The sequence below is a fragment of the Bacillus sp. FJAT-27916 genome, assembly GCF_001183965.1.
Taxonomy (GTDB): domain Bacteria; phylum Bacillota; class Bacilli; order Bacillales; family Pradoshiaceae; genus Pradoshia.
The window spans coordinates 2,630,006-2,654,898 of the sequence record NZ_LFZV01000001.1 but is presented as its reverse complement, the minus strand read 5'-3'; the positions used below and the strand labels follow the sequence as shown (position 1 = coordinate 2,654,898).

Genomic DNA, 24,893 nt, shown 5'->3' with positions numbered 1-24,893 from the left:
AGGTCGGTATGAAACCTTGCGTCATCAACTTGATTGAACCGCCGTATACGGGACCGTACGTACGGTGGTCTGAGAGGTCGGGGGTTAGTCGCCCCCTCCTACTCGATTGCAATGATACTTCCCTGTAGTATAGGTCCTGAATATCACCGATTGTATTAATATTTCGGAATATCAATTAACGGAGTTATCACGGTGATGCTAAACTCATCTTTACGAAGTGAAAAGGGGATAGCTGCGGCAGGGTTGCAAGATACCTCACTTGAATAAACCATTAACTCCTATTCTATGAAACTAGCTGGCTTATGAATAAATACTGACCCATCCGCTTATAGGCTGGTGTCCCCTCCTTTCTACCGCTATCTTTTCTTCTTAAAAGCTGTACTAAAAAGAAATACCGAAGAGAATGGTAAAGCCGGCTGTCGGTCTATAAATCACATAAAATGGTTTAGCTGAAAAATGATCCTCCTCAATAAGCCATTACTCGTTTTTAAATAAGGGGAAGGTGGTTCGGAAGATGACGATTGAAATAGAGTCATTAAAGAGACCATCATGAAGAATCCTTTACCGTCTGTATACTGTATAAATATTCATAATCGGGATTAGGGAACCCTTCAAAAACAAAGGAGAAATAATATGCCAAGATAATATCAATGAAAATCTTTGTTATCTGACCAAAAAGAGAAAAAGAACCTGTTATTCCTATAGCTATGGTGAAATGACCTATAGCGAAAATACCGCCAGAGAAAGGGAAATGAGGGAAGGTGAAAGGAACTATTTGTTATAAAATACCGAATTATGGCTGTATTTGCTCTCAAATATTGGACTTTAAATACTAGATTTAATACAATGAAAAAGCAGTATATTCTTTATAGTTTGAAAGTTCGATAGGGGGATAAACAATGAATATCCATGAGTATCAAGGTAAAGAAATCCTCAGACAATACGGGGTTAAGGTCCCTAATGGCAAGGTTGCCTTTTCGGTAGATGAAGCTGTGAATGCAGCAAGTGAGCTGGGAACACCTGTAACCGTTGTCAAAGCGCAAATCCATGCAGGCGGAAGAGGGAAAGCCGGCGGGGTTAAGGTCGCTAAATCACTTGATGAGGTTCGTACCTATGCAGACGAGATTCTTGGCAAGGTGCTTGTCACACATCAAACGGGTCCTGACGGTAAAGAAGTTAAACGCTTACTTATCGAAGAAGGCTGTGATATTAAGAAGGAATACTATGTTGGGCTTGTATTGGACCGTGCCACTTCAAGAATCGTCCTGATGGCATCTGAAGAAGGCGGAACGGAGATTGAAGAAGTAGCCGAAAAAACACCAGAGAAAATTTTCAAAGAGGTAATCGATCCGGTTGTAGGATTGACGGCTTTCCAAGCTAGAAGAATTGCATTTAATATCAATATACCAAAGGAATTAGTCAATAAAACAGTTAAATTCATGATGGGCTTATACAATGCATTTGTTGAAAAGGACTGCTCTATTGCGGAAATCAATCCATTAGTCGTAACTGGCGATGGTGAGGTAATGGCACTTGATGCCAAGCTGAATTTCGACGAAAATGCCTTGTATCGCCATAAGGATATTGTCGAATATCGAGATCTTGATGAAGAGGATCCAAAAGAAATCGAAGCATCCAAGTATGACTTAAGCTATATATCCCTAGACGGAAATATTGGCTGCATGGTAAATGGAGCCGGCCTTGCTATGTCCACAATGGATATCATCAACCATTATGGCGGAAATCCCGCTAACTTCCTTGATGTTGGGGGCGGTGCGACAGCAGAGAAGGTAACCGAAGCATTCAAAATCATCCTATCTGACAAAAACGTTAAAGGGATTTTTGTTAACATTTTTGGCGGCATCATGAAATGCGATGTCATTGCAGAAGGCGTTGTAGAAGCTGCGAAGCAAGTGAGCCTTGATGTTCCATTGGTTGTCCGTTTAGAAGGAACGAATGTAGACCTCGGTAAGAAAATTCTAAGAGAATCCGGTATCGATATTACGGCTGCGGAATCTATGGCTGATGGTGCACAAAAAATCGTTTCGTTAATAGGTTAAGACTGGAGGATAAGGAAATGAGCGTATTTGTTAATAAAGATACAAAAGTTATTGTGCAAGGAATCACTGGTTCAACTGCACGTTTTCATACAAAACAAATGCTTGAATATGGAACGCAGATCGTTGGCGGTGTAACTCCTGGTAAAGGGGGCACTGAAGCGGAAGGAGTGCCTGTTTTCAATACGGTTATTGAAGCGAAGGAAGCTACTGGCGCTAATGCATCTGTTGTCTATGTGCCTGCTCCGTTTGCAGCTGATTCTATTCTTGAAGCGGTAGATGCTGAGCTTGATTTGGTTATTTGTATCACCGAGCATATTCCAGTGCTGGATATGGTCAAGGTAAAACGATATATGGAAGGCAAGAAAACAAGGCTTATTGGACCAAACTGTCCGGGTGTTATTACACCAGAAGAATGCAAAATCGGCATCATGCCAGGTTATATCCATAAAAAAGGTCATATCGGTGTAGTGTCCAGATCCGGAACTTTGACTTATGAGGCTGTTCATCAGCTCAGCCAAGCAGGATTCGGCCAATCATCTGCCGTAGGAATCGGGGGAGACCCGGTTAATGGAACCGACTTTATTGATGTCTTGAAGGCATTCAATGAAGACCCAGATACTTATGCTGTTATCATGATTGGAGAAATCGGGGGAACAGCAGAAGAAGAAGCAGCACAATGGGTGAAAGAAAATATGACTAAGCCAGTAACAGGCTTTATCGGCGGAAGAACTGCCCCTCCAGGCAAGAGAATGGGCCATGCTGGTGCCATTATCTCCGGCGGTAAGGGAACAGCTGATGAGAAGATCCGCATCATGAATGAGTGTGGAATTAAAGTGGCTGAAACACCTGCCGTAATGGGAGAAACAATGCTTCAAGTGCTGAAAGAAAAAGGCTTGTACGACAAATGTAAAACACATTAATCAATCATAGATAGGGTGTTCTCTTCGGGGGGCACCCTTCCTTGCTATCTTTTTTTGGAAAAATACTCAGAATTAAAGGAGAGATTACATGGATGTATGGAAGAATCGGCTGGTGCATTTGGACCATTGTCGAGGTATGTCGTGGAAGGGACTATACCAACTATTAAAGGATGATCCTGAATTGCTGAAAATCTACGAAAGGCCCCTGCTATATTGGAAGAAGCTCCTTCATTTAGAATCCCCTAATCTTCAACTCTTCATAAAAGACCTTCATAACATAAAGCTCTCCCAGATGCCCTCAGTTTATGAGCAAGATGAAATCCATTGTCTATCTTTTCTTGATAAGGAATATCCGATTACCCTCACTAATATTTATCAACAACCCTGGGTTTTATATGCAAAGGGAAATGTCAGCCTATTGACACACAAAAGAATTTTAGCCATTATAGGAACTCGGGCACCGACAGAATATGGAAATGAGGTGCTGAAGAGATTGGTTCCGGATTTTGTCCAGGCTGACATTAGTGTTGTAAGCGGCTTAGCAAAAGGGATTGATTCCCTGGCCCACAAAATAACTCTTGCAAATGGCGGGGATTGCCTTGCGGTTATCGGAGGAGGCCTTCATCATATTTATCCGAGGGAAAACATTCATTTGGCTCATTTAATTATGCAAAAAGGACTTATTATTTCTGAATACCCGCCGGTTGTTCGTCCCAAGCCCTGGCACTTTCCCATGAGAAATCGATTAATCAGTGGTTTATCAAAAGCGATTTTAGTGGTAGAAAGTAAGCGAAAAAGCGGTACGTTTATTACGGTTGAACGCGGGCTTGAACAAGGAAAGGATATTTTTGCTGTTCCGGGGAGCATCTTTTCCGAGCCATCCTCAGGTACAAACGCCTGGATCAGGGAAGGGGCAAAGCTAGTTACGTGTGCAGAGGATATCCTATCAGAATGGGAATAACAGATCAGGAAATTCGCTGGAAATGAATATGACAAAACAGTTATATAAGGTTTTTAAGGTTGCAAAAAAAGTATTTCTGTTATACATTGTGCTTCAGACAAGGTTTTTTTTGGCATCTTGATGAATAAGTCTGAAATAACAGATTGTTTGGAATTGAATTAAAACAATGATTGACAGATACGAAATGAAACCTGCATAATCATACATGCATGATAATAGAGAATAGAGAACCTCTTAAGGAGGAAAAAAATGGCGGATTATTTAGTGATTGTGGAGTCGCCCGCAAAAGCGAAAACCATAGAAAAATACTTAGGAAAAAAATATAAAGTGAAAGCATCCATGGGGCATGTTCGGGATTTACCGAAAAGTCAGACAGGAGTGGATGTTAAACATAACTATGAACCGAAATACATTACCATTCGTGGTAAGGGTGATGTATTGAAGGAATTGAAAACGGCCGCAAAGAAAGCAAAGAAAGTCTATCTCGCAGCCGACCCCGACCGCGAAGGGGAAGCGATTGCTTGGCATTTAGCGCATAGCTTAGGGGTTGACATCAACTCTGATTGCCGGGTTGTGTTTAATGAAATTACAAAGGATGCTATAAAGGAATCCTTTAAACATCCCCGCCCGATCAAGATGAATCTTGTTGATGCCCAGCAGGCAAGACGAATCCTAGACAGATTGGTAGGCTATAATATCAGCCCGCTATTATGGAAGAAAGTGAAAAAAGGGTTGAGTGCAGGGCGTGTTCAATCCATTGCGGTAAGACTTGTCATTGACCGCGAAAAAGAAATTACGAAGTTTATCCCGGAAGAGTACTGGTCCATTAATGGAACGTTCCTGAAAGGAAATAAAGAGTTTGAAGCAAACTTCCATTCTCTTAACAAGGAAAAGGTACAGCTTTCCAATGAAGAGGATGTTAAAGGAATTCTTTCAAAAATAAAAGGTAATGAGTTTACGGTCCAAAAAGTGACCAAAAAGGAGCGGAGACGTAATCCAGCGCCGCCGTTTACGACCTCATCCCTTCAGCAGGAAGCAGCCCGCAAGCTAAACTTCCGTGCGAAGAAGACGATGATGATTGCCCAGCAGCTCTATGAAGGAATTGAGATTGGCAAAGAAGGAACGGTCGGTTTGATCACCTACATGCGTACTGATTCAACACGGATTTCTGAAACCGCTCAAACAGAAGCCCGCGGCTGGATTGGATCCCAATACGGTGAAGAATACCACTCACAGGCACCGCGTAAAGACAAGCAGAGCAGCGGCGCACAGGATGCTCACGAAGCTGTGCGTCCAACCAGTGTTCACAGGGATCCAGCCTCCATCAAGGAATTCCTTTCAAGAGATCAGTTCCGCTTATATAAGCTAATATGGGAACGTTTCCTTGCGAGCCAGATGGCGCCTGCGGTCATGGATACAATGGCAGTTGACTTAACGGCTGAGGATGTTTTATTCAGAGCCAATGGCTCTAAAGTGAAATTTCCTGGCTTTATGAAGGTATATGTTGAGGGGTCAGATGACCAGACTGAGGAGAAAGAGAATCTGCTGCCGGAGCTATCCGAGGGAGATATCGTTTATTCAAAGGATATTGTCCCAAATCAGCACTTTACACAGCCGCCGCCACGCTACACAGAGGCAAGGCTTGTGAAGACATTGGAGGAACTCGGTATCGGCCGTCCTTCCACATATGCTCCAACGCTTGACACGATTCAAAAGCGAGGGTATGTTGCTCTCGATAATAAACGGTTTATACCGACAGAGCTTGGAGAAATCGTGAATGATATCATGATGGAGTTCTTCCCGGATATCCTTGATGTTGAATTCACGGCTAAAATGGAAAGCGATCTTGACCATATTGAAGATGGCGAAGTTGAATGGGTCAATATCATTGATCAATTCTATCAAGGCTTTGAGAAAGATTTGGAGAAAGCCGAAGTAGAAATGGAGAAAATCGAAATTAAGGATGAGCCGACGGGAGAAATGTGTGAGGAATGCGGATCTCCAATGGTCTACAAGATGGGCCGTTACGGCAAATTCATGGCTTGCAGCAATTTCCCTGATTGCCGGAATACGAAGCCAATCGTAAAGGAAATTGGGGTTAAGTGTCCGAAATGCCATGAGGGCAATATCGTTGAGAGGAAAAGCAAGAAACGCCGCATTTTCTATGGATGCGACCGTTATCCGACCTGCGATTTTGTCTCCTGGGATAAGCCGCTTCAGCGGCCATGTCCAAAATGTAATGGTCCGCTTGTCGAGAAAAAACTCAAAAAAGGCGTCCAGGTGCAATGCACCAATTGCAGTTATAAGGAAGAGACACAGGCATGAGGAAGGAAGGGCAGCGGCCCTTCCTTCTCTTCATGTTTATAAAGAATCGCATTGAAATGAAACTTTTTCCTTTGGAATACGTAGGAATATAGTATATAGTATTGCTTGCATATTGCTGCTATTCTGTAAAATAATAGTATGATGAAATAAATTACTGGCGTATTCTACATAGTACGACTTCGTGGAGGTTTATTAATGAAAAAAAGTGTTACAGTAGTAGGAGCGGGACTCGCAGGCAGTGAAGCTGCGTGGCAAATCGCTCAAAGAGGAATCCAGGTGGATTTATATGAAATGAGACCAGTGAAGCAGACACCTGCCCACCATACAGATAAATTTGCTGAATTGGTATGCAGTAATTCCTTGCGGGCCAACACGCTGACAAATGCGGTTGGAGTATTGAAGGAAGAAATGCGTCACTTGAATTCCTTGATCATTGACTCTGCCGACCATTGTTCCGTCCCTGCCGGGGGAGCATTAGCTGTTGATAGACATGAATTTGCGGGTCGTGTAACAGACACGCTCAAAAATCATCCGAATATCACGGTTCATCATGAGGAGTTGACAGAGATTCCTACAGATGGTATCACGATTATTGCAACAGGTCCGTTAACCAGTGAAGCGCTTTCGAAGGAAATCAGCAAGCTGACGGGTGAAGATTATTTTTATTTCTATGATGCGGCAGCGCCCATTATTGAAAAAGACAGCATAGATATGAATAAGGTGTATTTGAAATCCCGTTATGATAAAGGGGAAGCGGCTTATTTGAACTGCCCAATGACGGAAGAAGAGTTCAATACTTTCTATGAGGCTTTGATTAGTGCAGAAACGGTTCCATTGAAGGAGTTCGAGAAGGAAATATTCTTTGAAGGCTGTATGCCAATTGAAGTCATGGCAAACAGAGGAAAGAAAACGATGCTCTTTGGTCCAATGAAGCCGGTTGGCCTTGAGGATCCTAAGACAGGGAAACGCCCTTATGCAGTCGTGCAATTGAGACAGGATGACGCAGCGGGAACCCTTTATAATATTGTTGGATTCCAAACACATTTAAAATGGGGACCTCAAAAAGAAGTCATCCGTTTAATTCCTGGCTTGGAAAATGCAGAAATTGTCCGTTACGGCGTCATGCACCGGAATACATTCATCAATTCTCCAAAGGTATTGAAGAGTACCTACCAATTGAGAGAGCGGGAGAATCTTTTCTTTGCGGGGCAAATGACAGGTGTAGAAGGCTATGTTGAATCCGCAGCATCTGGATTGATTGCTGGGATTAATGCCGCAAGATTAGCAGAAGGCTTAGAACCAGCCGTTTTCCCTGTAGAAACAGCAATGGGAAGCATGGCGAATTATATAACGACAACCAATGCGAAGAACTTCCAGCCGATGAACGCGAACTTCGGTCTTTTCCCAGACTTGGGAAGACGGATTAAATCGAAGCAAGAGCGTGCAGAGGCCCATGCAGGACGTGCATTAGAAACGATTCAAAACTTTTCGAATAGTTTGTAAAATTTATTGCCTGGGTCACGAAAATGTGATAACATTTAGTGACCCTTGTGCGGGGTGAATATTATGAACATTGAAACTTCTATAGAAAATTATATAAAGTATTTACAAATTGAAAAAAACTATTCAAAATATACAATTGCAAGTTATCAAAAGGATATTGAAGAATTTGTTTTGTTCATGGATGAGCAAGCAATTTCTTCCTTTGATATCGTAAGGTACCCTGATACCCGATTATTTATCACTAATCTAACCGAACATAATATGTCTAAAAGGAGTATAAGCAGGAAAATTTCATGCTTGCGCTCCTTTTATAAATTTATGATGCGAGAGAATATTGTCTCCGAAAACCCGTTCGCAAGTGTTTCACTTCCTAAAAGGGAGCAAAGACTTCCGAGATTTAAATATGAGGAAGAAATGGAAGTTCTCTTTGATTCCATTGATGGATCAACCCATCTTGGAAAGCGGGACCTGGCATTGGTAGAATTATTGTATGCAACAGGCATGCGGGTCAGTGAGTGCTGTAATGTTGAAATGAGTGATGTAGATTATTCCTTAATGACTGTCCTTGCTCATGGTAAAGGCAGTAAAGACCGTTATATCCCATTTGGAGAGCATGCAAAAAAAGCGCTCATTGAATATATCGGCGATTCAAGAGCAGAGTTGATGGCGAAGAACAGCCAGACGCATAATTTTCTGTTCGTGAACCAGAGAGGCACGCCTCTCACTCCGAGAGGGGTTCGCTACATTTTAACAAATATAATGGAAAAGGCATGTGGTAATACCAATATTTACCCTCATATGCTCAGGCATAGTTTTGCAACCCATTTATTAAATAACGGAGCGGATATCCGGTCGGTGCAAGAGCTCCTTGGGCATTCCTCTGTACAATCTACCCAAGTGTATACTCATGTAACGAAGGAAAGACTGAGAGAAGTATATAATAATAGTCATCCCAGGGCTTAAGAAGATTTAAATAAGTCCTAATCAAGAGTAAGGAGTTGTATGATGGAACAATTTCACGCTACTACTATATTTGCCGTTCAGCATAATGGGGGTTATGCCATGGCTGGCGACGGGCAAGTGACAATGGGAAACGCAGTTGTGATGAAACATACGGCAAGAAAGGTTAGAAAACTCTTTAACGGCAAGGTTCTTGCCGGCTTTGCCGGTTCTGTAGCTGATGCTTTTTCGCTGTTTGAAATGTTTGAGAGCAAATTGCACGAATACAACGGAAATCTACAAAGGGCAGCAGTTGAGCTGGCAAAGGAATGGCGAAGTGACAAGGTGTTAAGGAAATTGGAGGCTATGCTGATTGTCATGGATACAAACAGTATGCTTTTGATCTCAGGAACAGGAGAGGTTATTGAACCTGATGACGGCATATTAGCAATTGGGTCAGGCGGAAATTATGCATTGTCTGCAGGCCGTGCATTAAAACGATTCTCCGGTGATAAAATGACAGCAAGGGAAATTGCGCATGCTTCATTAACGATTGCCTCTGAAATTTGTGTATATACGAATTCAAATATTATTTTGGAAGAGCTATAAGGCAAAGGAGGATACATGATGAAACCGGATGTACGTAATTTAACTCCAAGACAGATCGTAGAAAGGCTCGACCAATACATAATCGGGCAGAATGATGCGAAAAAGGCTGTTGCTGTTGCGCTTCGCAACCGTTACCGGAGAGGCTTGCTTTCTGAGGAGCTTCGAGATGAAATTGTACCGAAGAACATCTTGATGATTGGACCGACAGGAGTCGGTAAAACAGAAATAGCCCGTCGAATTGCAAAGATTGTGAAAGCCCCTTTCGTTAAGGTGGAAGCAACGAAGTTTACAGAGGTCGGCTATGTCGGACGTGATGTAGAAAGCATGGTCAGAGACTTGGCTGAAACAGCTGTCAGGCTTGTGAAAGAGGAACGGATGCTTGAGGTGAAGGATAAGGCTGTTGAAAATGCCAATAACCGAATCGTCGAGCTTCTTGTCCCTTCAGCGAAAAAGCAAGCAGGCTTCAAAAATCCGCTGGAGATGATCTTTGGGGGTTCATCCAATGAAACAGACTCATCTGAACATGATGAAGATGAACAAAAGTCCATCAATGAGAAGAGAAGAATAATCAAAGATAAGCTGTTCAAGGGCGAGCTTGAGGAAGAAATCATTACGGTTGAGGTTGAAGAACAGCCGCCGTCTATGTTTGATATGCTTCAGGGCTCCGGCATGGAACAAATGGGTATGAATATGCAGGATGCCTTTAGCAATCTTATGCCGAAGAAGCAAAAGAAACGGAAGCTTGCTGTCAAGGATGCACGAAAAGTCTTGGCTAATGAAGAAGCTCAAAAATTAATTGATATGGATGAAGTGACCCAAGTAGCGCTTGAGCGTGCAGAGCAGAATGGAATCATCTTTATTGATGAAATTGATAAGATTGCTTCCAAATCTGCCGGCGGGTCTTCTGCAGATGTCTCTAGGGAAGGCGTACAAAGGGATATTCTACCTGTTGTTGAGGGGTCGACTGTCGTGACGAAATATGGCACTCTTAAGACAGACCATGTCCTGTTTATTGCTGCAGGGGCATTCCATATTGCTAAGCCGTCTGATTTAATTCCTGAATTGCAAGGGCGCTTCCCAATTCGTGTTGAATTGAAGAAGCTATCTGTTGATGATTTTTATAAAGTATTAGTGGAACCTGATAATGCGCTTATTAAACAATATATCGCTTTATTAGAAACAGAAGGTATACAAATTGAATTTTCAGACGAAGCTATTCGTAGAATAGCGGAAGTTGCATTTGAAGTGAATCAAAATACGGATAATATCGGAGCACGCAGACTGCATACCATTTTAGAAAAGTTATTAGAGGACCTATCCTTTGAAGCACCTGAGATCACGATGGAAAAAATCATGATAACGCCTCAATATGTGGACGAAAAGCTCGGGGAGATTTCTAAAAACAAGGACTTAAGTGAATTTATTCTATAAGACAACATGTTTTAAAAGCACCCTTTTGGATACATACAAATAGTTTCAATTTACTCGAAAATTATCCAATTCACTTAATGCGTTGGTTTAATAGTTATAAGGACAATATCTAGGAGGAAGAATAATGGATTTACTAAACAAGACAAGAAAGATTAACTCGATGCTACAGCAAACTGGAGGGAAACCAGTTAACTTTAAGGAAATGGCTGAGAGCTTGAGTGAAGTCATTAATGCAAATATTTTCGTTGTATCCCGCAGAGGGAAATTGCTTGGCTTCCAAATCAATCAGCAAATCGAAAATGACCGTATGAAGAAAATGCTCGAGGATCGTCAATTCCCAGAGGAATATACAAATAATCTTTTCAATATTAAAGAAACATCTTCCAATATTGATATCAACAGTGAATATACAGCATTCCCTGTTGAAAACAGAGACTTGTTCAAAGCAGGCCTAACAACGATTATTCCAATCGTAGGCGGCGGTGAGCGTCTTGGTACACTTATTCTTTCCCGTGTTGAGCAGCAGTTCTCTGATGATGATTTAATCTTAGGTGAATACGGTGCGACAGTTGTAGGAATGGAAATTCTTCGTGAGAAAGCTGAAGAAATTGAAGAGGAAGCAAGAAGCAAGGCTGTTGTACAAATGGCAATCAGCTCTCTTTCTTACAGCGAATTAGAAGCGATTGAGCATATCTTTGAAGAATTAAAAGGCAATGAAGGATTGTTGGTTGCATCCAAAATTGCTGACCGTGTCGGAATCACACGTTCTGTTATCGTAAACGCACTTAGAAAGCTTGAGAGTGCCGGTGTAATTGAATCACGTTCACTAGGTATGAAAGGAACATACATTAAAGTATTGAATGCCAAATTCTTGAATGAGCTTGAGAGCTTGAAACGCTAATCAAATGAAAAAGCCCGTTCTCCATAGTAGGAGGACGGGCTTTTTTTATGTTCAAAAATTTATATGGAGGGGTGAAAAAGGACTATATAGGACGAATGATATGTCAATAAAATAAAATAATGTCGAAAATTAGGACTATTGTACTTATCATTTTTGTCCTATTTTATTTATTATTATTTATAACAATTAGTTGATAAATATTCGGATTTTGTCATATTTGATATATTTTTAGCTTTTCTTGTAATAAAAGGGAAGCGTGTTGTGGGTATTTCGTTAAATGGAGGTCTTTTGAACTACTTTTAACCTTGTGTGTTATAGGAAAGGAGAAGGAACGATAGAAATGAATTTATTCTCAAATACGATCACAGCCCTGCAGCAAGGGCTCCAGTATTCATCCATTAAGTCCGAAGTTATATCACAAAATATTGCTAATGCTGATACACCGAATTACAAGGCGATGAAGGTCGGTTTTCGGACAGAGCTGGATGCAGCTATTGAGGTCGCCTCTGTTAAATCGGATGAGAGACATTTTGATTTTCAGGCAAGCAAAGCTAGCCCAATAAAAATGGGACGGGATAGTCAAAACTATAATAGTACGGGCAACAGTGTGGATATGGACAGCGAAATGAGTGAGCTCGCACAAAATCAAATCTATCATCATGCATTGATTGAAAGGCTGAATGGTCAATTCAATACATTGCGTAACGTCATTAAAGGAGGGAATTAACGATGGGTATCTTCAATAGTCTCTCCATCACCTCGAGTGCATTAACTGCACAAAGACTGCGAATGGATGTAATCTCCTCCAATATGGCTAATGCCGAAACAACGAGAGGTGAATATGTAGATGGCCAGTGGCAGCCCTATAAGCGAAAGTCTGTTGTGCTTGAAACAAAGAATAACGGTTTTTCTGGTTATTTACATCAAGCGATGGGATCAGGCACATCCTTTGGTGGATCAGGTGTTCGTGTGAAAAGCATTAAAGAAGAAACCAATAGGGTATACGATCCAGCAAATCCAGAAGCGAATGCTGCTGGTTATGTGGAGGAGGATAATAGCAAATTAGTCTATGATCCCTCTCATCCCGATGCAGATCCTGAGACAGGCTATGTGAAAATGCCGAATGTAGATACACTCAGGGAAACGGTTGATCTAATTAGTGCAACAAGGTCATATGAAGCCAATGTAACTGCCTTTAATGCATCGAAGAGCATGATGATGAAGGCACTCGAAATTGGAAGATAAGGAGGGTAATTCTTGGATATATCAGTACTATCAAATTCTGTCTCATCTGTGTTTACTCAGAATAAAACAGATGAAATGCGTTCTAATACAGCATACGAAGCTCAAACATCTTTTGCGTCCGTTCTTAAAGAAACAATTTCAGAAATTAACACTGCTCAAAATGCATCAAGTGACTTGACTCAAAAATTAGCTCTTGGGCAAGACGTGAGTCTCGAAGATGTCATGATTACCGCTCAAAAGGCGAGTATAACACTTGAGGCAGCAATGCAATTCAGAAATAAAGCAATTGAAGCTTATCAGGAAATGATGAGAATCAGCATGTAAGATGGCTGTTACGAATGGAAGTTCGATATACATAACAAGCCCCTTCATTACGGGTAGAAGAATTTTTAACGAAGGTGTTATTCATCGCAGGTAGGATCTTTCTATCATATTTGAATACCAGCCTATGCAAGAAAGATAAGTTCGGGGGATCATGATGAAGGAATCATTGGATAAATATAAAAGTCAACTGACAGATTACTGGAAGGGGCGTACAGGTAAACAGAAAACAATGTTTATCACGATGATGGCAGGAATCGTGCTTCTGGCGGCTGTCATTACGTATTACATGACAAGAACAACACTTGTTCCTCTATACAGCAATCTTTCTCCTTCTGAGACAGGAGCAATTAAGGAAAACTTGGATGCAAAAGGTATCCAATCAGAAATAAGTGAGGGTGGTACATCTATCCTTGTACCTGCTGAAATGACAGAAACATTATTAGTGGAATTGGCAGCAGAGGGCCTTCCTGAGTCGGGAAATATTGACTTTTCCTATTTCAGTGAGAATGCAAGCTTTGGGATGACGGACAATGAATTTGACGTCATTAAACAAGATGCCCTGCAAAATGAAATCGCTGCACTAATCAAAGGAATTGATGGTGTGCAAGATGCGAAGGTTATGCTGACGATACCGGAAAAAGAAATCTTTGTCAGTGATGAGGCAGCAACTGCTTCTGCCTCAATCGTCCTTAACACAAAGCCTGGTCAGGAATTTGAGGATTCCCAAATTCAGGCGCTCTACCATCTAGTCGCCAAAAGTGTGACAAACCTTCCTGTAGAAAATATCGTCATTATGAATCAATACTTTGAGTATTTTGACCTAAACAATTCAGGGAACGGTACATCTGATACATTTGCCTCACAAAGCGGTATCAAGAATGAGGTGGAAAAGGATATTCAAAGGCAAGTTCAAACGATGCTTGGCACCATAATGGGGCATGACAAGGTTGTTGTGTCCGTGACAGCTGATGTTGATTTCACGCAGGAAAACCGTGAAGAGAACTTAGTTGAACCTGTTGACAAAGAGAATATGGAAGGTTTAGCCATAAGTGCTCAAAAACTAACGGAAACCTATAGTGGAAACGATGCGGCTGAAGGAGGAACACCGATTACCGAGGACAGCTCAGATTCTTTAGGGACGCAATATTTAGAGGGGTCGAATGGAAACGGTGACTATGAGAAAACAGAAGAAACAATTAATCATGAGGTTAATCGAATTCGCAAGGAGATCATAGAATCCCCATACAAAATAAGGGATCTTGGAATCCAAGTCATGGTTGAGCCGCCTGATGCTGCAAATGCCGCTTCACTGCCGGCTGAACAAATCGAGGATATCCAAAATATCCTAGGGACAATCATTCGAACCAGTATTGATAAATCGACTATGGAGGAGGAATTGACTGAGGAACAGGTAGAAGAAAAAATCGTCGTATCTGTTCAGCCGTTTAATGGCAAGGTAATCTTCGATGAAGAAGAAGTACGCTCAGGTATTCCTTGGTGGATTTATGCGATTGGCGGTTTCTTATTGGTCTTCATTCTCTTGCTCATCTTCTATATCATCCGCTCCCGCAAGGAAGAGAAAATGATAGAGCCTGAATATGAAGAGCTATTAGCGCCGGCAGAGGTGCCTAACATTGAGGAAGAGGTTGAAACAGAGGGGACCATGAGGAGAAAGCAATTAGAGAAATTGGCGAAGGAAAAGCCTGATGAATTTGCCAAACTATTGAGATCGTGGATTGCAGAAGATTAAGGAGGATCAAGGATGTCAATTAGAGAGAAGAGAAATACGCTGACGGGTAAGCAAAAAGCAGCCATTCTGCTCATCTCCTTAGGTCCGGATGTGTCAGCCAATATTTATAAGCATCTATCGGAAGAAGAAATTGAGAATTTGACGCTTGAAATTTCGAGTGTCCGTAAGGTTGGACCGAAGGAAAAGGACGCTGTCCTTGAAGAGTTTCACACGCTTGCTCTGGCACAGGAATATATCTCGCAAGGCGGAATCGGCTATGCGAAGACCGTTCTGGAGAAAGCGCTGGGGGGAGACCAGGCAAAGGCTATCATTAATCGCCTGACGACATCTCTCCAGGTTAGACCGTTCGATTTTGTACGGAAAGCCGACCCAGCACAAATCTTGAATTTCATTCAAAATGAGCATCCTCAGACAATAGCTCTTATCCTATCCTATTTGGATGCTGCACAGGCAAGCCAGATTCTCTCGGCACTGCCTAATGATATGCAGGCAGATGTGGCTAAAAGGATTGCGCTTATGGATAGTACATCGCCGGAAATCATTAGTGAGGTTGAGCAAATCCTCGAGCGAAAGCTGTCTGCTACTGTTACGCAGGATTATACACAGACCGGGGGCATAGAAGCAGTGGTAGAAGTGCTGAATGGAGTAGACCGGTCAACAGAGAGGACCATACTTGATGCACTTGAAATCCAGGATCCTGACCTGGCAGAGGAAATCAAGAAAAGAATGTTCGTCTTTGAGGATATCGTTACCCTTGACAATCGTGCCATTCAGCGAGTAATTCGTGACGTTGAGAATGATGATCTTCTTCTCTCACTCAAGGTGGCTAGTGAGGAGGTTAAAGACATTGTTTATAAAAACATGTCTAAACGAATGGTCGAAACCTTCATGGAAGAAATGGAATTTCTCGGGCCAGTTCGTCTTCGGGATGTTGAAGAGGCTCAATCAAGAATTGTCGCCGTCATTAGGCGATTAGAGGATGCTGGTGAGATTGTGCTTGCACGAGGCGGAGGAGATGACATCATTGTCTAGAATCATTAAATCCCATTCTGTCTATTATGGAAGTATAACGAATAAGGTTTTGGCTCTCCGTTCTGTCACAGCACAGAAGTCTGGTGTGATGAAGGAGGAAGCAAGCACCATCCCCTTGCCGGAGGATTTGCTGGAAGAAGCGAGGATGAAGGCAGAGGAAATGATTATGCAGGCAAATGAACAAGCAGCTCTGATAAGGGAAGAGATAGAGACCGAAAGAGCTGCCTGGGAACAGGAACGCAATGCGATGAGTGAGAAAGCATGCCGAGAAGGCTTTGATGCCGGTTTCAAGCATGGAATGGAACATGGCCAGAATGAGTATCAGGAAATAATCCGTCTCGCAAAGGCAACTGCAGAAGATGCGCGTTCAATCTATTACAAAACGATTAAAGAGGCTGAGAGAACAATCTTAGACATATCCATAGAGGTCGCCGAAAAGATTATGGCCCATCAGCTTTACGGGGATGAGAATACGTATTTTGCCTTTGTTCGAAACGCAATCAAGGAGTCAAGAGAATATAAGAATATTGAACTTCATATCCATCCTGCCCACTATGAGCATATCAATCGGAAGAAGGATGAATTGATATCTTTATTCCCGAGAGAGACGGCTTTTTATATTTATCCTGATGAAGAGCTGTCAGAGGGAGACTGCTATATTGAATCCTCAAACGGGCGCCTGAATGCGAGTGTGGATATCCAGCTTGCCCAAATTAAGAAGATTCTTCTTGAAGTATTAGAGGAGGAGAGAGGATGAGAATTACTGAGCTTTCTTCTTATGTTAAACAAATTGATTCCTTTAAGCGTTTTGGCAGAATCAAACGAGTTGTCGGATTGATGATTGAATCACAGGGCCCGGTAAGCTCGATTGGGGATGTCTGCTATATACATACAAACAGCCATCATCGGAATGGAACCATAATGGCTGAGGTTGTTGGTTTTAAAGAAGAGATTGTCATCCTGATGCCATATACAACGGTCAATGATATTTCGCCAGGGGCAATCGTTGAGGCAGCTGGTAAGCCGCTTGAAATAAAGGTTGGGCCAGGGCTGGTCGGGCTTGCTCTTGATGCACTCGGAAATCCGCTTGACGGCACCTCCCTTCAAGGGGGACTGCAGGCTGTCTCAGTTGATCAAGAGCCTCCAGGACCCATGATGCGCCCTCCCATCTCGGGAGCGATTGAAACAGGTGTCACAGTGATAGACAGTCTTCTGACGGTCGGCAAGGGGCAGCGTGTCGGCATTTTTGCCGGAAGCGGTGTCGGAAAAAGCACACTTCTCGGTATGGTTGCGAGGAACAGCTCGGCGGATTTAAATGTGATTGCGCTTGTTGGGGAGCGGGGAAGGGAGGTACGTGAATTCATTGAACGCGATCTTGGTGAAGAGGGATTGAAGCGTTCAATCGTCATCGTCGCTACCTCTGATCAACCTCCTTTAATGAGAATTAAGGCTGCTTATACAGCAACAGCCATTACGGAATATTTTCGCGACCAAGGGCTTGATGTCATGCTCATGATGGACTCGGTCACTAGGGTCGCTATGGCGCAGAGGGAGATTGGACTTGCGGTCGGTGAACCGCCAACGACGAAGGGCTATACACCATCTGTATTCAGCATCCTCCCGAAATTGCTTGAGCGGACGGGAACGAATGATCATGGAAGTATCACGGCCTTCTACACGGTATTGGTAGATGGGGATGATATGAATGAACCAATTGCTGATACGGTAAGGGGGATTCTTGATGGCCATTTTGTCCTTGATCGAAAGCTGGCCAATAAAGGTCAATTTCCGGCAATCAATGTGCTTAAGAGTATTAGCAGAGTCATGTCCCATTTGGTTGAACCGGAGCATGCAAAAGCAGCGGAGTCAGCCAGGCAATATCTATCCTCCTATCTAGATGCAGAGGATTTAATCAATATTGGCGCCTACAAGAAGGGCTCCAATCAGATGATTGATGAAGCGATTAGTAAATATCCCCTTATTGTTGAATGGATGAAGCAGGGTGTCGAGGACAAGGTGACCAAACAACAGTCAATGGAAAGATTGCTTTTATTAACGAAGTCAGGTGGATGAATAAATGGTCTATCGATATAAGTTTGAGAAAATTATGAGCTTAAGAGAAAAAGAAAAGACAGAATCGCAGACGAAATATACAGAAGCCGTCAAAGAGTTCGAAACAGAAGCTGAAGGATTGTACTGCATGCTGAAAAAGAAGGAAGAACTGCTTGATAAGCAGGCTGAGCAGCTGAAAAAAGGGCTGTCTGTCCAACAGGTACGGCATAATCTGTCCTTCCTTGAGAATCATGAGAGACAGATACGTCATTATCAAAAGCGGGTTGTCGAGACGCGCAACAAAATGAACTTCTTTCATCAGGTGCTTGTTGAAAAAAATATTGAAGTGAAGAAATACGAAAAGCTGAAAGAAAGAGATCGACAGGTCTTTATGGAACAGCAGAATCAAATGGAGAATCGGCAAATGGATGAAATCTCAATCCAGCAATATATGGGCCGTACCTAAGTCGCGGAGGGGACATATGAAAGAATACGAGAAAAAGGGCTTCGGACTGCGGGCAATCTTTCTAGCATTACTGGTTATCCTCCTTCTGTTTGGTATCGGCATAGCCGCCGTTTTCTTTCTCTCCGGTAACAGCCCGGAGAAGGTTTCAGAGGCTATTTGGAAGGATAAGGGGGAGGCTGGGGAGCCCAAAAAGCTGGAGGAGAACTATACAAAGGAATTGAAGAAGCTCAATCAAAAGCTGAAAGATGCAGAGGCAGAACGAACAAGCCTAGAAAAGATGCTCGATTCTAAGGAACAGGAAGCTTCGAAAAGTGAGCACACGATAGCTCAGCTTGAGAGCACAATTAAGAATCTAGAGGAATCTGCGGGGGAAAAAAATCAGGCGGCAGGGGAAATGATTGCCACCTATGAACATATGGCGCCAAAGAGAGCTGCCCTCATTCTGCAGGAAATGAAAGAGGATGAGGCAGCAAAGGTACTGTCTGCGGTGACAACAGAAGCGAGAGCAGCCATTTTAGAAAAAATGGATCCAGCTTTAGCTGCACCGCTGATGGTTAAAATCTCGGCGGAGGCTGATTAAGCTCAAGAGATGAAAGAGTGAAAGAGGGGTGGAGAGTTGAGTCAGTTTATATTTCCCGTGCAGAATGGATTTCCATCATATCCTGTGGCTGATGATCATCAGACGGTAGGGGAGAAGGAGAAACGCACCTCCGTGTTTATCGGTCATCTTAAGAGACAGCTTTCTGGGGAGGGAATGGAGAAGGAATCAGTCATGATGACTGATGAAGGACAAGAGGCAGAGCAAAATGAGCTCATAAGACTTCTGCAGGCAGAAGATTGGGAGGATGTGCCAGAGGTCTTTGAATTACTTGCCCTATATCAGGATGGAAATGTAACAGGGAAAATTATGCCGGTCAATTTGACTGCTTCATTTGGAGAGGAGCCGATAGAATCGGTTCTGACAGCCGTTCAAACGCTTACAGAATTAACGGGAATAAAGGTGCCGGAGAATATCCAAATGAACCCGCCTGATGAAAAAAGCCTGGAGATGCTTGTCTCTATCCTGCAGCAGTCATTGGGCATTAATGATGATGTATGGATGGACAGTGCTGTACGTAAGCCTTTGCAAATGATTTTGAAATGGAGCAAGCTTGCAGCCCTTGCCGGCACGGTGAACGGAACGGAACCAAGCCTACTAGAATCGAAAGAAAAGCTGGCAAATGCCCTTGATAAATGGTCTGAAAGGATAGGCAGTCTCTTCACTTCTGCACAAGGCACAGAAAAGGATCAAAAGCCTAAATCTGATTCGTCCTCCCTGCATAATATGCCGCGGGATTCAAGTTTTGGGCTGAGAAGCGGGATGCCGGAAATGGCCGTTAATCAGACGATTCTTGCTAAAGATCTGCAGAGAATGGATAGCGGACCGCTGATTATCATGAAGAATGGACAGCCGGTTGAGTCAAATGAATGGATGAAGCAATTGGATACCATTCTTTCAAAGGCGAAGCTTACCTCTTTCAATGGTTTGCAAAGACTGCAAATCCAGCTTGCACCGGAACATCTAGGCACTTTGCAAATTGAAATGATCAAGAAGAATGGTCAGATTACCGCAAGCATCATCGCCAATACCCAGCAGGGGAAAGAAATACTTGATTCTCATTTAAACCATTTGAAGATGACGTTATCGAATCAGGGTATTCAGATGGACAGAATTATTTTGCAAGATGCACAAGCAGCCTTTGATGAGACTTTGAAGGACCATCAGCAAAGGAAAGACCAGGATCAGGAACTGCTAAAGGAAGAAGAGGAGCTAGAAATGGCCAGCTTCCTCGATGAGCTTCAGCAATTATTAATAAATGAAACGATATAAAGGAGGGAGATTCCGTGACCTCAATTGATACCAGCCTGATGTACAGCTCGGTTGAGAATAAAGTAAGAGAAGCAAACGGCAATCTTGATAAGGATGATTTCTTGAAATTGTTAATTACCCAGCTGCAAAATCAAGACCCAACGAGTCCGATGGATGATACAGCCTTTGTTTCCCAGATGGCGACATTTTCGAGTCTTGAGCAAATGAGCAATATGAATACCGTGCTTGAATCGATGCTCCAGTCGCAAACGGAAAATTTATTGCTGGGGTATTCGCAATTCGTTGGCAAGGAGATAACCTACCATAATATCCGTTCAGATGACGGATTGAGCAATGGCGCTATACAAGAGGGGAAAGGAACGGTCGCCGCCGTCCAATTTAACTCAGGGAAAGCTGAGTTCACCTTAGAGGATGGAACCGTCTTAAGCCCTGCAAATATTTCATCCTTAAATGCCTCTAATTCTGAACACCGCCCTAATCTTGCTGAAGCAAGCAGGCTTATCGGCAGAAATGTCACATGGTTGGATGACCAGCAAAAGGAGGCAGCAGCTGCAGTATTGTCCGTTTTCTTAAAGGATGGGCAATTGAGTCTGGAAGTTAATGATGAGAAGAAAAGCATTCTTTCCATTGACCAATTGATACGAGTCAGCTGAGGATTTGGGCAATGAGCAAACCATTTAATTTTGATGGAGGATTGTATGTTGGCTTTGCCATAATGGCATCGATTTAAAGAAAGAAGTACGGGCACAGCCCAGGCTGTCAAACCAATCGACAGCCGAAAGAAAGGGGAATGTTCATATGTTACGTTCAATGTATTCAGGTATTAGCGGGTTGAAAAACTTTCAAACCAAATTAGATGTCATTGGCAATAACATTGCCAATGTGAACACGTATGGCTTTAAGAAAGGCCGCGTCACCTTTAAGGATGCAATCAGTCAAACCACGGCAGGAGCAAGCACATCTACAGATACAAGAGGGGGGACAAATGCGGTTCAGGTTGGTCTTGGAAGCTCGATTTCCTCCATTGACACCGTTGATACAGCAGGCAGCCTGCAAAATACATCAAGGACGTTGGATCTTGGCATTCAAGGAGACGGCTATTTCATCGTGAAGGAAGGCACGAATAACTATTATACAAGAGCTGGTAATTTCTACTTGGATGAAGAGGGAGTTTTAGTAACGGGTGAGGGCTATAAGGTTCAAGATATTAACGGCAGTGACATCCAATTGAATATCGCTGCTCTCCAAAGCTTTAGTATTGCTCAAAATGGGGACATCAATATGGTTACAACAGGTGGAGCCAATCAGGTTGCAGCCACGATTGCTCTGGCTAAATTCAGTAATCCGGGCGGATTGGAGAAGGCGGGGAATAACCTATTCCAAGAATCTGTGAACTCAGGCGCCCCACAAATCGGAGCTTCAGGAACGGACGGAAGGGGTACCCTCTCTTCAGGAAGATTAGAGATGTCAAATGTCGACTTATCTGAAGAATTCACGGATATGATTGTGGCGCAACGCGGATTTCAGGCCAACACGCGCATTATCACGACATCTGATGAAATATTGCAGGAGCTTGTTAATCTGAAACGATAAGGACTAGGAGGAAAGGGCTGAAGGCTGCTTTAGCCCTGTACATATGATTAAAGTTAGAAAGCTGAATGGAAAAGAATATTACTTAAATGCTCTTTACATTGAATCAATTGAGTCAAATCCAGATACAACCTTGACATTGACAAACGGCAAGAAATTGGTGGTTGCAGATGATGAGAAAATGCTCGTTCACTCTGTCATGAATTTTTACAGGCAAGTTAATCTTTTGAAGGTGCCGCAAGAGGAGGTTCTGGATAGTGAGAAATAAGCTGCTGGCTGCTGGGGCTATATTGATGGCCGTTATAATCCTGCTTGGTGCTGGAGCAGTCTTCTATTATATAAAATACATAAATAATGAGAGTCAAGAGGAGCTCAGCATTGAGCAAGTGATCAAGCATTCGGTTGAGGTGCCTGAAATAACGACTAACTTAAATGATGACACACTCATCCAAATCTCATTCATGATTGAGACGGATGGAAAGAAAGCACGTGAAGAATTGGAGAAGAGAGAGTTTCAAATTAAGGATATCGTGATTAATGAATTATCGGAAATAGATGCTGATCAGCTGAAAGGGAAGAAAGCAAAGCAGGATTTAGAAGATAAGCTGACAGAACAAATCGATGGATTGATGCAAGAAGGAAGGATCGTTCAAATTTATACAACATCCTCCATTCTCCAATAACAATGCTCGGTTGACGGAAATGCAGGAGGTGAAAGTATTGTCTAGTGAAGTGTTATCCCAAAATGAAATTGATGCCTTATTGTCTGCCATCACCAAAGGGGAGATGGATGCTGATGAGCTTAAGAAAGAAGAAGATGAGAAGAGAGTAAGAGTTTATGATTTTAAGAGAGCCCTTCGATTTTCCAAGGATCAAATCCGCAGCCTTACGCGTATCCATGAGAATTTTGCCCGTCTGCTTACAACGTATTTCTCAGCACAGTTACGCACATATGTACAAATCAATGTTACTTCAACAGACCAGCTTCCATATGAGGAATTTATCAGGTCCATACCGAAAATGACCATTCTGAATGTGTTTGAAGTACCGCCGCTTGACGGTCGTATCTTGATGGAGGTTAATCCTAGAATTGCCTACTCTATGCTTGATCGGGTGCTTGGCGGCACAGGAGACAGCGTCAATAAGGTCGACAGCCTGACAGAAATAGAAACAAAAATCATGTCTAATTTGTTCGAGCGTGCATTTGAGAACCTGCGGGAAGCTTGGTCTACGATTGCGGATATTAACCCTGTCCTCTCAGAATTTGAGGTTAATCCGCAGTTCTTGCAAATGGTAGCTCCAAATGAAACAGTCGTGGTCATTTCCTTCAGTATCACGATTGGGGAAATCAGCGGCATGATTAATATTTGCATTCCTCATGTTGTATTGGAACCAATTATTCCGAAATTATCTGTTCATTACTGGATGCAGACGAGCAAAAAAGAACGTGAACCCGTAGAGCTTCAAATGCTGGAAAACCGGGTTCAGAAGGCCGAACTTCCCATCATAGCCGAGCTTGGACCGACAGAAATTTCTGTGTTGGATTTTTTGAATTTAACCATAGGAGATGTTATTGAACTAAGGCATTCCATTGATAAGCCGTTAAGTATTTCAGTAGGAGAAGTGCCGAAGTTCCTTGGACAGGCGGGGAGAGTCAATAAGAGAATGGCCGTACAAATAGTAGAAAATCACCTAGGAGGAGGCGAGGATGATGAATCATGAGAAATTAACAGAAGAAGAAATTGAAGCCTTATTAAAAAACACAAATGAGGAATGTGAGGCTTCTCCCATGATAGGAGATTATTTTTCCATCATGGACAGGGACACAATTGGAGAGATAGGAAATATTTCCTTTGGCAGCTCAGCTACTGCTTTATCTACTCTTTTAAATCAAAAGGTTGAAATCACAACACCGAATGTCTCACTAATTCTCAAAGAATCCCTAGTGGATGAATTCCCGCAGCCGTATGTGGCGGTTGAGGTCGAATATACAGAAGGTTTTACAGGCTCTAATCTGCTTGTGATCAAACAGTCGGATGCCATGATTATTGCCGATTTAATGCTTGGGGGAAGCGGCACGGCTCCGGCAGAACCATTGTCAGAGATTCATTTAAGCGCCATCCAGGAGGCGATGAATCAAATGATGGGGTCAGCCGCCACAGCTATGTCCACAGTCTTCAATAAGCGGATTGATATTTCTCCTCCTTCTATTGGCATCATGGATTTGCCTAGAGGGGCGGGTCATGAAATTCTTCCACAGGAAGACATGCTTGTGAAGGTTTCCTTTCGATTGACCATTGGTCAATTGGTAGATTCTCATATTATGCAGCTTTTGCCGCTTTATTTCGCCAGGGGCATGGTAGACGAATTGCTGGAGCATTCATGGGAGTCTGCCGAAACGGGTGCAGATGATCGCCTAAAACAAAAGAATATAAACGAAGGAGATGACAGTATGAGGGAGCCGATTCCTTCTGGCAATCTTCATTCAGCATACAACCAAGCAACGACAGAGACTGCAGCAAGTCATAGTTTTTATAGCGATATCGAGTCGATGGGAAATCAACAGGAAAGAGTACAGCATACGCGAGAAGTGCATGTTCAGCCAGTAGAATTTTCGTCTTTTACCCCTGAACGTCATCTAATGGGTCAGGAAGCCAATAATCTAGATATGCTCCTTGATATTCCGCTTCAGGTCACCGTGGAGCTTGGAAGAACGACTCGTTCGGTTAAAGAAATTCTCTCCCTTTCCTCGGGCTCAATCATTGAACTGGATAAGCTAGCAGGGGAACCAGTAGATATCCTCGTGAACAAGCGCTTGATTGCCACTGGTGAAGTGGTTGTCATTGATGAGAATTTTGGGGTGCGTGTGACAGATATTATTAGTCAAAGCGACCGGTTGAAAAAATTGAAATAAA

Annotated in this window: 25 protein-coding genes; all 25 read left to right on the top strand. The window is 42.8% G+C overall.

The genetic code is table 11. The features are described 5' to 3' along the window. The first annotated feature begins 899 nt into the window (after positions 1–899). On the top strand, positions 900–2,060 hold the full coding sequence (sucC, locus tag AC622_RS12960) for an ADP-forming succinate--CoA ligase subunit beta (protein WP_049671440.1): 1,161 nt from the start codon (positions 900–902) through the stop codon (positions 2,058–2,060). 17 nt (positions 2,061–2,077) lie between these two features. Continuing rightward, positions 2,078–2,980 carry a succinate--CoA ligase subunit alpha gene (gene sucD / locus AC622_RS12955; protein WP_049671439.1) on the top strand — a complete coding sequence of 301 codons (903 nt, stop codon included), beginning with the start codon at positions 2,078–2,080 and terminating at the stop codon, positions 2,978–2,980. Positions 2,981–3,068: 88 nt separating this feature from the next. After that, positions 3,069–3,941 carry a DNA-processing protein DprA gene (gene dprA, locus AC622_RS12950; protein WP_049671438.1) on the top strand — a complete coding sequence of 291 codons (873 nt, stop codon included), beginning with the start codon at positions 3,069–3,071 and terminating at the stop codon, positions 3,939–3,941. 249 nt (positions 3,942–4,190) lie between these two features. Further along, entirely contained in the window at positions 4,191–6,266 is a 2,076-nt protein-coding gene (topA, locus tag AC622_RS12945) for a type I DNA topoisomerase (RefSeq protein ID WP_049671437.1), read from the top strand. Between the two features lie 195 nt (positions 6,267–6,461). Continuing rightward, on the top strand, positions 6,462–7,769 hold the full coding sequence (gene trmFO, locus AC622_RS12940; protein ID WP_049671436.1) for an FADH(2)-oxidizing methylenetetrahydrofolate--tRNA-(uracil(54)-C(5))-methyltransferase TrmFO: 1,308 nt from the start codon (positions 6,462–6,464) through the stop codon (positions 7,767–7,769). Between the two features lie 60 nt (positions 7,770–7,829). Beyond that, positions 7,830–8,732, top strand: coding sequence for a tyrosine recombinase XerC (gene xerC, locus AC622_RS12935; protein WP_049672955.1), 903 nt, complete (start codon positions 7,830–7,832; stop codon positions 8,730–8,732). A gap of 42 nt (positions 8,733–8,774) precedes the next feature. Next, positions 8,775–9,317 carry an ATP-dependent protease subunit HslV gene (gene hslV, locus AC622_RS12930; RefSeq protein WP_049671435.1) on the top strand — a complete coding sequence of 181 codons (543 nt, stop codon included), beginning with the start codon at positions 8,775–8,777 and terminating at the stop codon, positions 9,315–9,317. Between the two features lie 18 nt (positions 9,318–9,335). After that, positions 9,336–10,748: an HslU--HslV peptidase ATPase subunit gene (gene hslU / locus AC622_RS12925; RefSeq protein WP_049671434.1), complete on the top strand. Its 1,413-nt coding sequence runs from the start codon at positions 9,336–9,338 to the stop codon at positions 10,746–10,748. 124 nt (positions 10,749–10,872) lie between these two features. Then, complete coding sequence (codY, locus tag AC622_RS12920) at positions 10,873–11,649, top strand: GTP-sensing pleiotropic transcriptional regulator CodY (RefSeq protein ID WP_049671433.1); 777 nt, start codon at positions 10,873–10,875, stop codon at positions 11,647–11,649. Positions 11,650–11,989: 340 nt separating this feature from the next. Next, positions 11,990–12,376, top strand: coding sequence for a flagellar basal body rod protein FlgB (flgB, locus tag AC622_RS12915; protein WP_049671432.1), 387 nt, complete (start codon positions 11,990–11,992; stop codon positions 12,374–12,376). Between the two features lie 2 nt (positions 12,377–12,378). Further along, positions 12,379–12,894, top strand: a complete 516-nt coding sequence (locus tag AC622_RS12910) for a flagellar basal body rod protein FlgC (protein WP_049671431.1) — start codon at positions 12,379–12,381, stop codon at positions 12,892–12,894. A gap of 48 nt (positions 12,895–12,942) precedes the next feature. Next, entirely contained in the window at positions 12,943–13,218 is a 276-nt protein-coding gene (gene fliE, locus AC622_RS12905) for a flagellar hook-basal body complex protein FliE (protein WP_439803053.1), read from the top strand. A 154-nt stretch (positions 13,219–13,372) separates the two neighbouring features. Next, positions 13,373–14,968, top strand: coding sequence for a flagellar basal-body MS-ring/collar protein FliF (gene fliF, locus AC622_RS12900; protein WP_049671430.1), 1,596 nt, complete (start codon positions 13,373–13,375; stop codon positions 14,966–14,968). A 12-nt stretch (positions 14,969–14,980) separates the two neighbouring features. Then, positions 14,981–16,000, top strand: coding sequence for a flagellar motor switch protein FliG (gene fliG, locus AC622_RS12895; protein ID WP_049671429.1), 1,020 nt, complete (start codon positions 14,981–14,983; stop codon positions 15,998–16,000). Further along, on the top strand, positions 15,993–16,757 hold the full coding sequence (gene fliH, locus AC622_RS12890) for a flagellar assembly protein FliH (protein WP_049671428.1): 765 nt from the start codon (positions 15,993–15,995) through the stop codon (positions 16,755–16,757). The genes fliG and fliH overlap by 8 nt, the downstream gene beginning before the upstream one ends. Beyond that, complete coding sequence (fliI, locus tag AC622_RS12885) at positions 16,754–18,073, top strand: flagellar protein export ATPase FliI (RefSeq protein ID WP_049671427.1); 1,320 nt, start codon at positions 16,754–16,756, stop codon at positions 18,071–18,073. Before fliH ends, fliI begins: the two co-directional genes overlap by 4 nt. Before the next feature lie 4 nt (positions 18,074–18,077). Beyond that, the gene (gene fliJ / locus AC622_RS12880; RefSeq protein WP_049671426.1) at positions 18,078–18,518 is read left to right on the top strand and encodes a flagellar export protein FliJ; all 441 of its coding nucleotides are present in this window, start codon (positions 18,078–18,080) and stop codon (positions 18,516–18,518) included. Positions 18,519–18,534: 16 nt separating this feature from the next. Beyond that, complete coding sequence (locus AC622_RS12875) at positions 18,535–19,098, top strand: MotE family protein (RefSeq protein ID WP_049671425.1); 564 nt, start codon at positions 18,535–18,537, stop codon at positions 19,096–19,098. Between the two features lie 36 nt (positions 19,099–19,134). After that, a complete protein-coding gene (locus tag AC622_RS12870) occupies positions 19,135–20,388 on the top strand; it encodes a flagellar hook-length control protein FliK (protein WP_049671424.1) in 1,254 nt (417 codons plus the stop codon). 14 nt (positions 20,389–20,402) lie between these two features. Continuing rightward, entirely contained in the window at positions 20,403–21,041 is a 639-nt protein-coding gene (gene flgD / locus AC622_RS12865) for a flagellar hook assembly protein FlgD (protein WP_049671423.1), read from the top strand. 145 nt (positions 21,042–21,186) lie between these two features. Further along, on the top strand, positions 21,187–21,981 hold the full coding sequence (gene flgG / locus AC622_RS12860; protein ID WP_049671422.1) for a flagellar basal body rod protein FlgG: 795 nt from the start codon (positions 21,187–21,189) through the stop codon (positions 21,979–21,981). 43 nt (positions 21,982–22,024) lie between these two features. After that, complete coding sequence (locus AC622_RS12855) at positions 22,025–22,246, top strand: flagellar FlbD family protein (RefSeq protein ID WP_049671421.1); 222 nt, start codon at positions 22,025–22,027, stop codon at positions 22,244–22,246. Further along, on the top strand, positions 22,236–22,661 hold the full coding sequence (gene fliL / locus AC622_RS12850) for a flagellar basal body-associated protein FliL (RefSeq protein WP_049671420.1): 426 nt from the start codon (positions 22,236–22,238) through the stop codon (positions 22,659–22,661). Before AC622_RS12855 ends, fliL begins: the two co-directional genes overlap by 11 nt. Positions 22,662–22,698: 37 nt before the next feature. Beyond that, positions 22,699–23,700 (top strand): flagellar motor switch protein FliM, encoded by a 1,002-nt coding sequence (fliM, locus tag AC622_RS12845; RefSeq protein ID WP_049671419.1) that lies wholly within the window; start codon positions 22,699–22,701, stop codon positions 23,698–23,700. After that, positions 23,687–24,892 (top strand): flagellar motor switch phosphatase FliY, encoded by a 1,206-nt coding sequence (gene fliY / locus AC622_RS12840; RefSeq protein WP_049671418.1) that lies wholly within the window; start codon positions 23,687–23,689, stop codon positions 24,890–24,892. Before fliM ends, fliY begins: the two co-directional genes overlap by 14 nt. Position 24,893: the final 1 nt, after the last annotated feature.

Bases quoted from the DNA above. Each gene is read 5' to 3' on its own strand.
- hslV (WP_049671435.1), top strand. From the start codon at position 8,775: ATGGAACAATTTCACGCTACTACTATATTTGCCGTTCAGCATAATGGG.
- sucD (WP_049671439.1), top strand. From the start codon at position 2,078: ATGAGCGTATTTGTTAATAAAGATACAAAAGTTATTGTGCAAGGAATC.
- fliG (WP_049671429.1), top strand. From the start codon at position 14,981: ATGTCAATTAGAGAGAAGAGAAATACGCTGACGGGTAAGCAAAAAGCA.
- flgG (WP_049671422.1), top strand. From the start codon at position 21,187: ATGTTACGTTCAATGTATTCAGGTATTAGCGGGTTGAAAAACTTTCAA.
- AC622_RS12855 (WP_049671421.1), top strand. From the start codon at position 22,025: ATGATTAAAGTTAGAAAGCTGAATGGAAAAGAATATTACTTAAATGCT.
- dprA (WP_049671438.1), top strand. From the start codon at position 3,069: ATGGATGTATGGAAGAATCGGCTGGTGCATTTGGACCATTGTCGAGGT.
- fliI (WP_049671427.1), top strand. From the start codon at position 16,754: ATGAGAATTACTGAGCTTTCTTCTTATGTTAAACAAATTGATTCCTTT.
- hslU (WP_049671434.1), top strand. From the start codon at position 9,336: ATGAAACCGGATGTACGTAATTTAACTCCAAGACAGATCGTAGAAAGG.
- fliJ (WP_049671426.1), top strand. From the start codon at position 18,078: ATGGTCTATCGATATAAGTTTGAGAAAATTATGAGCTTAAGAGAAAAA.
- fliF (WP_049671430.1), top strand. From the start codon at position 13,373: ATGAAGGAATCATTGGATAAATATAAAAGTCAACTGACAGATTACTGG.
- flgB (WP_049671432.1), top strand. From the start codon at position 11,990: ATGAATTTATTCTCAAATACGATCACAGCCCTGCAGCAAGGGCTCCAG.
- trmFO (WP_049671436.1), top strand. From the start codon at position 6,462: ATGAAAAAAAGTGTTACAGTAGTAGGAGCGGGACTCGCAGGCAGTGAA.
- fliY (WP_049671418.1), top strand. From the start codon at position 23,687: ATGATGAATCATGAGAAATTAACAGAAGAAGAAATTGAAGCCTTATTA.
- AC622_RS12910 (WP_049671431.1), top strand. From the start codon at position 12,379: ATGGGTATCTTCAATAGTCTCTCCATCACCTCGAGTGCATTAACTGCA.
- topA (WP_049671437.1), top strand. From the start codon at position 4,191: ATGGCGGATTATTTAGTGATTGTGGAGTCGCCCGCAAAAGCGAAAACC.
- codY (WP_049671433.1), top strand. From the start codon at position 10,873: ATGGATTTACTAAACAAGACAAGAAAGATTAACTCGATGCTACAGCAA.
- sucC (WP_049671440.1), top strand. From the start codon at position 900: ATGAATATCCATGAGTATCAAGGTAAAGAAATCCTCAGACAATACGGG.
- AC622_RS12875 (WP_049671425.1), top strand. From the start codon at position 18,535: ATGAAAGAATACGAGAAAAAGGGCTTCGGACTGCGGGCAATCTTTCTA.